This is a genomic window from Microbacterium sp. B19, from assembly GCF_000333395.1.
Taxonomy (GTDB): domain Bacteria; phylum Actinomycetota; class Actinomycetes; order Actinomycetales; family Microbacteriaceae; genus Microbacterium.
In genome coordinates, this window is record NZ_BADA01000556.1 from 1 (window position 1) to 12,277 (window position 12,277).

General features: G+C 70.9%; 15 protein-coding genes. 8 read left to right on the forward strand and 7 right to left on the reverse strand.

All coding sequences use genetic code 11. From position 1 onward, the window contains the following. Positions 1 to 454, forward strand: a 454-nt coding sequence (locus I5G_RS24215) for a LuxR C-terminal-related transcriptional regulator (RefSeq protein ID WP_022880470.1), incomplete at its 5' end; no start/stop codon positions are given. Between the two features lie 15 nt (positions 455 to 469). Here I5G_RS24215 and I5G_RS18985 read toward each other — a convergent pair. Continuing rightward, on the reverse strand, positions 470 to 661 hold the full coding sequence (locus I5G_RS18985) for a hypothetical protein (protein WP_022880471.1): 192 nt from the start codon (positions 659 to 661) through the stop codon (positions 470 to 472). Between the two features lie 9 nt (positions 662 to 670). Next, positions 671 to 1,381 carry a DUF998 domain-containing protein gene (locus I5G_RS23645; protein WP_022880472.1) on the reverse strand — a complete coding sequence of 237 codons (711 nt, stop codon included), beginning with the start codon at positions 1,379 to 1,381 and terminating at the stop codon, positions 671 to 673. Between the two features lie 372 nt (positions 1,382 to 1,753). Between I5G_RS23645 and I5G_RS23650 the strand changes: the two genes are divergently transcribed. From I5G_RS23650 to I5G_RS19005, 3 genes are read left to right on the forward strand one after another with little or no spacing between them, the layout of a single operon-like run. Further along, positions 1,754 to 3,067: a hypothetical protein gene (locus I5G_RS23650; protein ID WP_022880473.1), complete on the forward strand. Its 1,314-nt coding sequence runs from the start codon at positions 1,754 to 1,756 to the stop codon at positions 3,065 to 3,067. Between the two features lie 22 nt (positions 3,068 to 3,089). Continuing rightward, a complete protein-coding gene (locus I5G_RS19000) occupies positions 3,090 to 4,025 on the forward strand; it encodes an aldo/keto reductase family oxidoreductase (protein ID WP_022880474.1) in 936 nt (311 codons plus the stop codon). Between the two features lie 29 nt (positions 4,026 to 4,054). Beyond that, complete coding sequence (locus I5G_RS19005) at positions 4,055 to 4,306, forward strand: hypothetical protein (RefSeq protein WP_022880475.1); 252 nt, start codon at positions 4,055 to 4,057, stop codon at positions 4,304 to 4,306. A 78-nt stretch (positions 4,307 to 4,384) separates the two neighbouring features. On the opposite strand, the gene I5G_RS19010 is transcribed toward I5G_RS19005, so the two are convergent. Continuing rightward, the gene (locus tag I5G_RS19010; protein ID WP_022880476.1) at positions 4,385 to 4,768 is read right to left on the reverse strand and encodes a hypothetical protein; all 384 of its coding nucleotides are present in this window, start codon (positions 4,766 to 4,768) and stop codon (positions 4,385 to 4,387) included. Positions 4,769 to 4,859: 91 nt separating this feature from the next. Here I5G_RS19010 and I5G_RS23655 point away from each other — a divergent pair, with 91 nt between their 5' ends. Together I5G_RS23655 and I5G_RS19020 are read left to right on the forward strand one after the other, a co-directional pair. Beyond that, complete coding sequence (locus I5G_RS23655) at positions 4,860 to 5,420, forward strand: MarR family winged helix-turn-helix transcriptional regulator (RefSeq protein ID WP_022880477.1); 561 nt, start codon at positions 4,860 to 4,862, stop codon at positions 5,418 to 5,420. An 80-nt stretch (positions 5,421 to 5,500) separates the two neighbouring features. Next, positions 5,501 to 7,351, forward strand: coding sequence for a DUF2207 domain-containing protein (locus I5G_RS19020; RefSeq protein ID WP_022880478.1), 1,851 nt, complete (start codon positions 5,501 to 5,503; stop codon positions 7,349 to 7,351). 45 nt (positions 7,352 to 7,396) lie between these two features. Here I5G_RS19020 and I5G_RS19025 read toward each other — a convergent pair whose 3' ends face one another. Then, positions 7,397 to 8,095 carry a triacylglycerol lipase gene (locus I5G_RS19025; RefSeq protein WP_022880479.1) on the reverse strand — a complete coding sequence of 233 codons (699 nt, stop codon included), beginning with the start codon at positions 8,093 to 8,095 and terminating at the stop codon, positions 7,397 to 7,399. A gap of 236 nt (positions 8,096 to 8,331) precedes the next feature. Further along, entirely contained in the window at positions 8,332 to 8,517 is a 186-nt protein-coding gene (locus I5G_RS19030) for a hypothetical protein (RefSeq protein WP_022880480.1), read from the reverse strand. Between the two features lie 277 nt (positions 8,518 to 8,794). Here I5G_RS19030 and I5G_RS23660 point away from each other — a divergent pair, with 277 nt between their 5' ends. Next, complete coding sequence (locus tag I5G_RS23660) at positions 8,795 to 9,808, forward strand: TerC family protein (RefSeq protein WP_022880481.1); 1,014 nt, start codon at positions 8,795 to 8,797, stop codon at positions 9,806 to 9,808. Positions 9,809 to 9,910: 102 nt separating this feature from the next. Next, on the forward strand, positions 9,911 to 10,876 hold the full coding sequence (locus I5G_RS19040; protein WP_022880482.1) for an LLM class F420-dependent oxidoreductase: 966 nt from the start codon (positions 9,911 to 9,913) through the stop codon (positions 10,874 to 10,876). A gap of 28 nt (positions 10,877 to 10,904) precedes the next feature. Here I5G_RS19040 and I5G_RS24220 read toward each other — a convergent pair whose 3' ends face one another. After that, on the reverse strand, positions 10,905 to 11,876 hold the full coding sequence (locus I5G_RS24220) for a helix-turn-helix domain-containing protein (RefSeq protein ID WP_022880483.1): 972 nt from the start codon (positions 11,874 to 11,876) through the stop codon (positions 10,905 to 10,907). After that, the coding region (locus I5G_RS26645; RefSeq protein WP_239642576.1) for a hypothetical protein at positions 11,873 to 12,277 on the reverse strand (405 nt) is incomplete at its 5' end. The genes I5G_RS26645 and I5G_RS24220, both read right to left, overlap by 4 nt.

Sequence of the window (12,277 nt, forward strand, 5' to 3'; positions counted from 1 at the left end):
GTCGCCCCGGGCCGCCCTCGAGAGCCTCGTGGTGAGCATGGTCGCCGATGTCCGACTCAACGGCACGGCAGCCCACCGTTCCACTGCTCAACGAGCGGAGGCGCTCAGTGCCCGCCACGACCTGTGGAGTCCGTGGAGCGCCGTGGCGCCCGAGGATCGCGGGCTCGTGCTCCGCCTCCTGTCGCCGAGCGCGAGGGACCGCGTATCCGAGCGCGCCTCCTTCTTCGCCTCCTCCGTCAGTGTCCCTCACCTGACGAAGCGGGAGCAGGTCGTGCTGGCCCAGCTCACCCCCACCTCGACGATCGCGGACATCGCCCGTGCGCTGGTCGTCTCACCGAATACCGTCAAGACGCAACTGCAGAGTCTTTACCGCAAGCTCGAGGTGTCGGATCGGGCGAGTGCGATCCGGGCTGCCCACGCGTGGGGCTTGATCGAGGCCGAGAGCGACGTGTGAGGAGCGGCGCGCCGGTCAGCGACGGCCGGCGCGCCCCTTCCTCGTCACCGCGAAGACGAGACGCCCGACGACCAGCAGTACGACGACCACGATCACCCCGGGGACCGTCACGGGGACCCCCGCCCCGTGGATGACGACGAGAAGCACCACGACAGCCGCCACCGGAGCGAGCAGGACGAGGATGCGGCGCAGGCGTGATCTCGTCATGGGAGAACGCTATCCCGTCGCATCCGACCGCCGGCGTCCCCCGGCCGCACGGGCGAGGGTGATGCGCTCGTCCGCGACCACCTGGAGGCCGAACACACCGAACCAGGCGATCGCGAGCGTCGCCGCCGTGAACTCGAGGTTCCCACCCAGGACCGTGTCGCCCCGGAAGAGAGCGAGCATCGCTCCCGTGAAAGACGTGAGGCCGACGGCGACGAGCGTCGCCACGCTCGCCCGGCGCATCCAGGGTCGGCGCCGCAGCAGTGCGACCTGCGCCATCGCGACGATGGCGAGCACGAACCCCAGAACGGCGGCGCTGATGTGGATGAGGTCCTGCGGCAGCGCCCCCGGGGTGAACGGCACCGGGCACCCCGGCGAGCAGGTGACGACGGATGCCACCGCGAAGCACGCCCCGCACAGCACCAGCGTCGCGGCGATCGGCCACCCCGTCACGTAGACCTCCGGCCGATGCAGCAGCGCGCGGTCGACGAGCACGGCCGCGATCCCCAAGAGGAGCAGCGCGGAGTTGAAGAGCGGGGCCGTCGGCATGCCCGTCGCGCCCAGCTGACTCACGTACTGGACGCTGGGGTCCCACAGCCGACTGAGCCAGATCAGCGCGGCGCTGAGAAATGCGGCTGCGCCGCCGACTCCCGCGAGGAGGACGACGCGGCGACGTCCGGGGCGAACCGCCGGTCGGGTCGACCGAACGATCGTGTCGGTCATGGGCGTCTCCGGCGTCGTCGAGGGATCCCGCCACGATATCGCCTCGCCCTCATCGGAGCGGCGTCGGACGCAGAAATCGAACCGAGCGGTCGTAACGTCACGGCCAAGCGGGCGATCCCTCGGGTGAGGTATTCCCCGCGAGCGGAACGATGCCCCCGCGCCCGTGGCATCGTCGTCCTCGAGTGATCGCGAATGGTTCTCCCCCAAGTTCCCTTCTCTTCATGTCGGTCACCCATCATGGATGCGCGGTTCCGTAGCCACGGCACCCGGTTCGGAACCGCGCATCCCCTTCCGCTCGGGCATCCGTCCCGCGTTCGCCACAGGGGTGCCGCCGGCGCCGCAGCAACGCGTCGACGTTCGAGAGGAACTCCCATGACGGACGACCACCCCGGACCCGCCCGAGGCTCGGCATCTCCCGGAGACGAGGCTGGCCCCGGCTCTGCTCTCGACGAACTCCTCCGACGGGACGACGACACCGACACCCCGAGCTTCCCCGTCGGATTCCGAGGGTACGACCGTGAGGCCGTCGAGGACGCGGTCCGGGGCCTGCGTGAACGTGTCCGCACCGCCGAAGACAATGCGCACCGCGAGAAACTGCGCGCGGAAGCGATGTTCGCGCAGCAGCGCGCGGACCACGATGCCGAGCTCGCGGAGTCGGTGCGCCACCACACCGAGGAGACCGCCCGACTCCAGGAGCAGGTGCGCGCGGCCTCCGCGCGTGCGGCCGAGGCCGAGGCACAGATCAGCGCACTGTCCAGCGATCTCGTCGCGGACGCCGACGGCGAGCGCGCCGACCCCGCCCAGGCCCGCCAGCACTTCGAGGCGATCCTCCGTGTGGCCGAGGAGCAGGCGGGCGTTCTCGTGCAGAACGCCGCCGCACAGGCCGAGCGCCTCCTGGCCGCCGCGCGCGATGACGCAGCCCAGATCCGTGACGACGCCGTCGCCGAGCGGGAGCGAATCCGGACGGAGGCGCAGCACGATGCCGAGCAGGTGCGTCTCCGGATCGAAACCGAGGCCGCCGCGCACGCCGCACGCCTGGAGCGCGAGGGCGCGCACGCCGCGGAGAAGGTCGCGCAGGCCGAGCGCGAGGCCGTCGCGGTGCGCACCGAGGCCGAGAAGGGCGCCGCGGCGCTCCGGTCGCTCGTCTCACGAGAGACCACGGATCTGCGGTCCAAGGCGGAGACCGACGTCCGCGAGATGACCGCGCGCGTTCTGGAGTTCGAGGAGTCGCTGACGCGGCGGCAGGACGAGGCGCAACAGGAGTTCCTGGTACTGCACAACCAGGCGGTGGCGCACGCCGAGCGGATCACCGCCGACGCGACAGAACAGGTGGAGTCCGCCCTGGAACACGCCCGCCGCATCGGCGCCCGCGCCGACGACCACGAACGACTGGCACGCGCGCAGGCGCAGCAGGTCGTCGCCCACGCCCAGGTACAGGCGCGGGAGATCCTCGACGACGCCCGCGAGAAGGCGCAGCGCATCGCGGATGCGATCACAGGTCACGCCTCGACGGTCCTCCGCAATGCGGAGGACCGTACGCGCGATCTGCGCTGGCAGCAACAGCAGCTGGGGAGCTTCCTGGCGGAGATGAACGAGCTGCTGCGGGCAACACCGCGGGGCACGCCCGCAGCGGCGGACGATCGCTCGGATGCGGATTCCGACGACGAGGCGACGCCGCCCGAGTGACGGCCGGGGCTAACGTGGAGCGATGAGAACCGTCCCCCTCGGCCCCTCGGGTCCCGACGTCCCTGCCGTCGTCGCCGGAATGATGCGCATCGACGGCAAGAGCGACGAGGACGTCCGGGCGCTCTACACGGCCGTGCGATCCGTAGGAATCGATTTCTTCGATCACGCCGATATCTACGCGCGAGAACTGCACTCCGCGGAGCGGCGGTTCGCCGAGGCGCTCCGGCTCAGCCCCTCGGAGCGCGCCGAGATCAGCATCCAGACCAAGGCGGGCATCGTCCGCGACGGGCCGTACTTCGACTTCTCGTACGACCACATCGTGGCATCCGTGGAGGAGTCGCTTCGCGCGCTGCAGACGGACTACGTCGACGTTCTGCTGCTGCACCGCCCCGACGCCCTCGTGGAGCCGGAGGAGGTCGCGCGGGCGTTCGACGAGCTCGAGGCGTCCGGCAAGGTGCGGGCGTTCGGCGTCTCCAACCACACCCCGCGGCAGATCGACCTCCTCCGGACGGCGGTACGCCAGCCCATCGTCGCCAACCAGGTCCAGCTCTCGATCGCGCACGCGCCGGTCGTGGTGCAGGGGCTCGCGATGAACATGGAGGGGATCCCGCAGTCGACCGTTCTGGACGGCGGCGGACTCGTAGAGTACTGCCGCCTGGCGGGCATCACCCTTCAGGCGTGGTCGCCCCTCCGCGGCGCGCGGGGCGATGGGGTCTTCCTCGGCGACCCCGCCTACGCGGAGCTGAACGCCGTCATCGACGAAATCGCCGCGCGATACGGGGTGGAGCCCCTCGCGATCGCGGTCGCCTGGATCACGCGGCATCCTGCCGGGATGCAGGTCGTGCTCGGGACCACCACGCCCGGTCGCGTCGTCGAGGCCGCCGCCGGCGCGGATATCGTACTGTCACGAGCCGAGTGGTACGCCCTCGTGCGAGCCGCGGGCTACATCGTCCCGTGAGCGGGGACGCAGAGGAAGGGGAAACCGGGATGCCGCGCAGAACGTCGCCCTGGGGAGCGATCACCGCCGCGATGGCCGCCATCGTGGTCGCTCTTCCCACGCTCGCTCTTCCGGGCAACGGTCCCGCCGAGCCGATGGCGATGTTCGCCGTGATCGGGGCCGCGCTGTTCGCCGCGGCGATCGTGCTCACGCGCCGGGAGCCCGGGGCAGGGGCACCCGTCGAGCGCTCGGGCTCCGATGGGGTCAGCCCGCCAGACCCGGAGCCGTCGCCGGAGCGATGATCGCCAGGGGCTCCGTCGGAACGTCCCACACGCCAGGGTGGGTCACGGCCGGCTGATCGCTACGCGAACGAACGGCGATCATGCTGCGCGGACCAGCGAGCGCGGCGCAGTCCGCTGGCGGGTCTGTGCCGGGCCGGCGGCGGGCTTGGGCGCGGCGACCTGCTGATCCATGTCGATGTCGAGACTCAGCCCCCGGGAGGAGTTGGCGTCGTTCGCCATCCGCTTGAGGAGATTCTGGTCGAGGGACTCGGGCTGCTCGGATTCGAAGACGAATCGCAGCGGGATGGACGGCTGCAGCCAGATCGTCGAACGGCCGACCGGTTCGTTGGGTCCGTGCGTCCAGGAGAGAGTGAAGCTCTCACCACGGCGCAACTTCGTGGCCACGACCACCTTGACGTGCGCCAGCATCCGATCGTCGATCGTGATGGGCTCGGGGGTCGTTCCGTAGAACAGCTTCGCCATGATGTTCCCTTCGGTCTTTGCTTGTTCGCAAACTTACTAGGTAGACTAGCGAATAAGCAAGTGAGATATCAGGCTGAATCCGGAGAGGCTCATGGAATCCGCATCCCCCGCGCCCTACTGGTACGGCAGCGACACCGACGACCGTCGAGGATCGCGCGTGATGCAGTCCCTCCGGTCCTACCGTTCGGCGGAGATCGCGATGCGCCGCCGCGCTCAGGACTCGATGGCGATGGGCGAGAACGAACTGCAGGTCCTCCGCTTCCTCACGCGCGCCGCGGCGTCCGGAAGCGATGCGACGCCGGCCGACCTCGCTCGCCACCTGGGACTGTCGACGGCATCCATCACCGCCCTGCTCGATCGCCTGGAGCGCGCGGGATACGTGCGGCGGGAACGGCACCCCACCGATCGCCGCAAGGTGCTCGTGCACGGCACCGAGCAGACGGAGCACGAGATGCGTGACACCCTCGGCGACATGCACGCGCGAATGATGAGGGCGACGCGCGGGATGAGCGACGCGGAGGCCGACATCGTCACGGCGTTCCTCGACCGCATGCGCTGCGCCGTCGACGGGGTCTGCGCCGCCACGCGCGAGCCCTGCTGCCTCACCGTCCGCCCCGCGATCGCGACCCCGACGACGCCCACGGCGGCGTGATCGCCGCCTCGGGTCACGGCATCCGCACGATCCGCCGCGCGACGGAGTCGTCGGCGAGAGCTTCTCGATAGCGTCGATACATGGACGTCCTCGCCACCCGAGTCCGCTCGATTCGCCCACTGCTCGCAGTGGTGATGCTGCTGGGACTGTCGGCACTCTCGCTCGTCCGGCCCGCAGCCGCGCACGCGGACGTCGATGACTTCCGATTCGACTCGTTCGACGCCCGCATGTCCCTCTCCCGCGCCGCGGACGGCCACGCCGAGCTCGCCGTGACGGAGACCCTCGTCGCCCGGTTCCCCGACGAGGATCAGAACCGCGGAATCATCCGGGCGATCCCGGACGACTACGACGGGGTGCCGTTGCACACGGAGATCGCCTCGGTCACGGCCGCGGACGGGGCCCCGATCCCCTACGAGGTCGAGACGGACCGACGCGAAGTGCGGGTTCTCACCGGCGACGACTCGTACGTCCACGGCATCCAGACGTACGTGATCTCCTACACGCAGCGCGACACGATCCGGTCCTTCGCAGACACCGACGCCGACGAGTTCTACCGCGACGTCAACGGGACCGAGTGGGAGCAGCCGTTCGGGCGCGTCAGCGTGGAACTCACGGTCGACCCCACGCTCGCCGACGCGACCCTCGAGGGCGCGGCGTCCTGCTACCGCGGCGCGGAGGGCTCGACGGACCGGTGCGACATCGCCCGCGAGGTCGAGGCGGGAGGCGATGTCGCCTATTCCGCGGCATCATCCGACCTCGGCCCCGGCGAGAACGTCACGATCTCCATCGGCTTCGTCCGCGGGACGTTCGTGCCCGGGGAAGTGGTCCGCACGCCCGCGGAGCAGTTCTCGGTGGATGCCGCGCCCGCGCTGTCGGCACTCTCCATCGGCACCCTCGGCGTCAGTGCCGCCGCGATCGGTGCAGCTGCCGTCTCGCGCCGTCGGAACCGCGATGCCCGGGGTCGCGGCATCATCGTCGTCGAATACACCCCGCCGTCCGACACCGATGTCCTCGAGGGGGCGCACCTCGTCCGGCGCACCGGCTCGGCGATCCCAGCCGCCGTGCTCGACACCGCCGTAGCCGGACACCTGCGCGTGGTCGAGGATCCGGCGGCCGACGACGCACTGGCTCTCGAGTACGTGAGCGGGGCCGGTGCGACACCGCTGCGCGCGGGTGTCCTGGCCGCCGTGTTCGGCGACACGCCGGTGCCGGGCCAGCGGGTCGCGCTCGACAGCCCCGGGAGCGACGCGGGTGACCGGCTGCGAGACCTCCTTCCGGTCGCCGCCGCCGAAGTGCGCCACCGCGGCTGGATGCAACGCCCCGTCTGGAGCACGGCCGTCGTCGCCGGCGTGATCGCCGTCCTCGCGTTCGGCCTCGCCCTCGCCGCGCTCCTCATCACGTCGGTCGGCACGACGCCGGACTGGTGGCAGATCGCATCCGTCCCGGTGACGGCGGTCGCCGGCGTCCTGACCTTCTTGGTGATCCGGTGGTCGGATCGAGTGACGGATGCCGGCGCGCCCGCCCGCGACTACCTGCTCGGGCTGCGCGACTACCTGGCGCTGGCCGAGGCCGACCGGATGCGCGTCCTGCAGAGTCCTGAGGGCGCCGAGCGGCGGCCCGCCGGACTCGACGATCCCGTCCAGGTGCTCCACCTCCATGAGAAGCTGCTCCCCTGGGCGGTCGTGTGGGGTGTCGAGAAGGAATGGGCCGACGTCCTCGCGACCCAGGCGCGCGACACCGGGACGGGCCTCGCCTGGTACTCGGGGCCGAACGGGTTCTCGAGCGCGGCGTTCGCCTCGTCGCTGTCCACCCTGCACACCGGGACCAGCCCGGCACCCCCGGTCAGCGGATCGGGAAGCTTCTCCGGCGGCTCGTTCGGCGGGGGCTTCTCCGGCGGCGGAATGGGCGGGGGCGGGGGCGGCGGACGCTGACCCGGCACCTCCCGCGCGGCGCTGCGGACCGCCGCGGCGACGCCCTCACTCGGCCGCGCGGATGACCTCGGCGATCACGCGCGGGTCCGCGAGCACCCGGAAGTGCCCGCCGCCGTCGAGCCGGACGTTGCGAGCGCCCGCGAGCTCACTGCCCTCGGGGATGTGAGGGTCGAACGCACCGTAGACGGACACGATCCGCGTGTTGACGTCGGCGGCCGCGGCGAGCGCGCGCATGGTGGCATCCCCGGATCGGAAGGCGCGCAGCGACGGGGTGGGCATGAGGCTGCTGTAGCGGGATCCGCCGAACGGCGTCGCCACCGCGACCATCCCCCGCACCCGCGCCCCCTCGGGGTCGAAGGCGAGCAGGTGCTTCCCGATCAATCCGCCCTTGCTGTGCGCGACGAGGACGACGTCGCTCAGATCGCGCTCGACGAGCAGGTCCGCGACCTCGCGTGCGGACTCGGCGATCGGACGGCGGTTCGACCCCAGGCCGGTCACCACGTGGATCGGGTGTCCGCGGGCGTGCAGCGCGTCCGCCAGCGGTTGGAGGAACCGCCAGGTCTCGTAGATTCCGGGCAGGAGGACGAGCGGTCGCCGCGTTCCGGTCGCGAGGTCGTCCGGGGAGCCGGGTCCGACGGCTCGCACCTGCGCCGCGAGGGCGTACACGTAGTCCTGTCCCCACCAGACGAGGTCGCGGATGCCTCGCCGCCAACGGGGCGGCACCGGTACGGCATCCATCGACATGGCCTCATCCTCGATCACGGGTCGCGATGGGAGGTCGGGGGTTGCGCGGGCGCTCTCCGGGAGATCGTGCGGTGGGGCTTAGGGATCGGCTGAGAGGCCGTCTTCCGACCGAGCCGAGCGAGTACCGTCAGTGGCATCCAGCCCCGGCATCGCCGGCGCGGAGGCGCCCTCGGAGGCGCAGTGACGCCCCGTCCGTCGAGCCGCACCCCCAATCGGCTCCGGACGGGGTCGTCGCGTCAGCGGTCTTCGCCGTACCCGCGGATGCTGCGCAGTTCGTCGTCGAGCTCCTCGTCGGCGGCATCGGTGCCGACGGCCGCGTCGGCGGCGCGCTGCTCCCGGGCACCGGCCTTCTTGTCCTCGGTCGTGGCCTCGTCGGCGCCGTCCATCACGGGTGCGTCCTGGGTGGGTTCGCGATCTTCCACGGGTCCTCCTCGATCGGTGTGGTTCCCGCCAGCCTGGGGTGAGGCCCTCCGCGCGGACCGGGGCTTGCGGGCCGAGCACGGGCATGCCAGGGTTCCCAGCGATCGCTCGGGCAGGATCCGGCGACGTGCCGTACCATCGAGGTCAGCAAGGGGAGTATTCCCACGCGACGATCCCGTCAATACGGCACACGACATCGTGAGCCCGGGGCGTCGGCTCGCATCGCGAGTGGAAGAGACCTTGGTGTTCCGACGTACACCAAAACCCTTGGAGGCCCGCGTGGGTGTCACCCCGCTCATCTGGATCATCACGATCGCGGTCACGATCGCGTTCTTCGTGTTCGAGTTCTTCGCGCACGTCCGAAAGCCGCACGAACCCACGGTCGGCGAGTCCGCCCGCTGGTCCGCGTTCTACATCGGCCTCGCCCTGCTGTTCGGCGTCGGCATCGGAGTCGTCTCCGGCTGGACGTACGGCGGCGAGTACTTCGCCGGCTATCTGACCGAGAAGGCGCTGTCGATCGACAACCTCTTCGTGTTCCTCATCATCATGACCGGCTTCGCGGTACCCAAGAAGTACCAGCAGAAGGTGCTGATGATCGGCATCGTCATCGCGCTGGTCATGCGCGGGGCGTTCATCGCGGTCGGTGCGGCGCTGATCGAGAACTTCTCCTGGATCTTCTACATCTTCGGCGCGCTGCTCCTCTTCCTCGCCTACCGCCAGGCCTTCGCGCACGGCGAGAGCGACCCGGCCAACGGACGCTTCATGCGGTTCGTCCGTCGTATCCTCCCGGTCAGCGAGGAGTACAACGGCGACAAGCTCACCGTCCAGAAGAACGGCAAGCGTTTCGTCACCCCGATGCTCCTGGTCATCGTCGCGATCGGATTCATCGACCTCGTCTTCGCGATCGACTCGATTCCCGCGATCTACGGTCTGACGAACGAGGCGTACATCGTCTTCACCGCCAATGCCTTCGCCCTGATGGGCCTGCGCCAGCTGTACTTCCTCATCGGCGGTCTGCTCGAGCGCCTCGTCTACCTGTCGCAGGGGCTGGCCGTCATCCTGGCGTTCATCGGTGTGAAGCTCGTCTTCCACGCGCTGCACGTCAACGAGCTGCCGTTCATCAACGGCGGCGAGCCGCTGCTGTGGGTCCCCGAGATCCCGATCTGGCTCTCGCTGCTGTTCATCGCCGCGACCGTCGCGGTCGCGACCGTGGCGAGCCTTGCCAAGACGCGGAGGGATGCCGAGAAGAAGCGGCTCGAGGGCGAGAAGGCCGTCGACGCCCCCGGGCACTGAGTCCGGCAACGGGTCCACGGCGCCGGCAGTGGACCCGTTGCCGATCCTCCGACGGAGCGCAACCCCGCGGGCAGCCGCGCCGGGTCGACCTACCGTGACGGCATGACTCGTTTCGGATACACCCTCATGACCGAGCAGAGCGGCCCCCGGGAACTCGTGCGGTACGCGGTCGGCGCGGAGCGCGCCGGCTACGACTTCCTGGTCTCCAGTGACCACTACTCCCCCTGGCTGACGTCCCAGGGCCACGCTCCGTACGCGTGGACGGTGCTCGGCGCCGTCGCACAGGCGACCACCGACGTCGAGCTGATGACGTACGTCACCTGCCCGACGATCCGGTACCACCCCGCGGTCGTGGCACAGAAGGCCGCCACGCTCCAACTGCTGTCGGACGGCCGGTTCACGCTGGGCCTCGGCTCGGGCGAGAACCTCAACGAGCACGTCGTCGGCGAGGGCTGGCCGGCCGTGCTCGCCCGCCAGGACATGCTCGTCGAGGCGATCGAGATCATCCGGGCGCTGCACACCGGCGAGTTGGTGACGTACGACGGAGAGTACTTCCGCGTCGACTCGGCCCGCGTGTGGGACGCCCCCGAGGGCGGTGTGCCGATCGGTGTCGCCGTCTCGGGCGAACACTCGATCGAGCGGTTCGCCCCGCTCGGCGACCACCTGATCACCACGGAGCCCGAAGCCGACCTCGTCCGCGGCTGGGACGAGCACCACGACGGCGACTCACGGAAGATCGGTCAGATCCCGATCAGCTGGGACCCCGACAAGGATGCCGCGATCGCCCGCGCCCACGACCAGTTCCGCTGGTTCGCCGGCGGGTGGGCGGTGAACTCCGACCTCCCCACCCCCGCAGGCTTTGCGGGAGCCTCGCAGTTCGTCCGCCCCGAGGACGTGGCGGACTCCATCGCGTGCGGGCCGGATCTCGACGAACTGGCGGAGAGCGTCCGCCCGTTCCTCGACGCCGGCTTCACGGACATCGCGATCGTCCAAGTGGGTGACGAGCAGCAGCAGCGCTTCGTCGACGAGATCGCCGCACCGCTGCTCGAGAAGCTCCGCGCTCTCTGACGCGCCGCATCCGGTCGCGCGGTCGGGCTCAGACCGCGTGGCCGGTTTCGCGCACCCACTGCTCGAGCCGCCACACCGGCACTCGGAAAACGCGGGCGACGTCGGCGATCGAATGGTTCCCCTCGACCACGGATGCCACGGCGAACTCCTGCAACGAGCGGAAGTTGCGCCCGGCCAGCGGCCCTGTGCGAAGGTCCGCGAACGTGCGGGGCACCGTGGTGGAGCCGGCGCCGGGAGCCACGAACACGTAGGCGGAGGCGTTCTGCATCCCCCGCTCGGCGGCGCGCTGGTGCACCCGCGGCGCCACCGACGGGGCGTGCGGAGGGGGAACGGGCGCGGCGGAGTCCGCCGGTGGCGGCGGAGTGGCGGGGTGTCCCGCGTGCCTCATCGGCGTCTGCCACGGCGCAGGCGGGAGCACCTCCGTCCCCGGAGCGATGTGGGGGGAGAACCCCGTCGCCGGCAACCGCTCGACCGCGGGCATCGTCGCCGGGGCAGCGGGGAACGGCGTCGGGGCGGCGGGGAACGGCTCGGTCGGGCCGCCGACGGGCGCCGCGGGCGCCATCACCGGCCGCGCCACGACGGGCGGCGCGACGGGCGGCCTCGCGATCGGTGTCTCCGCGATGGCGGAATCGGGCGCCGGGGACGGTGCCGACGTCATCCACGGTGCGGGAGGAAGCTCGCCACCCCAGATCACGGGACTCGGCACCACGTGCGGACTCGCGCTCGGCGCATCGATCGCGTCGGACGTAGCCGGCCCGGCGACCGCGTCGCCGAACAGGTCGGACACACCGACCTCGAAGACGTCAGCGAGCGCGACGAGCACGGCCAGGGGCACAGCCGTGCGACCGGCCTCGATCGAGCGGAGGCGCTGCTCGGACAGCTCGGCCTCGAACGACAGCGCCGTGAGGGACATTCCCCGGGCCAGACGCATGGCCCGCACCCGCTCTCCGAGCGTGTGCAGAACGGCGTTCAGACGATCGTCCTCGTGTTCCTCGGTCACCGCCGACCTCCTCCGCCGATCGGGTTTCGCGCTGCCTCCTCGACCCACTGTTGCAGTCGCCACTGCTGGATGCGGAACAGGCGCGCGATGGTCGGCACGGAATATCCACCCTCGAGCACCGCGGCCACGGCGAACTGCTGCAGGGATGCGAATGTGCGGCCTTCCAGCGGGCCCGTCCGCAGGTCCGCGAACGAGCGCGGACGCTGGGTCGCGGGACGCGGTCCCGCGGCCGGAGCGGACGGCGGCCGGACGGCGGGTCCGCGCGAACCGACTCCGGTGGGCACCACCGTCGGGGTCTCCCACGCGACGCCGGGGCCCGGCGAGGCGACCGGCTCGGGGACGATCACCCGCTGGGTTGCCATCGGCGGCGCCCAGGTCGGATTCGGGCGACGCCCCGCGTA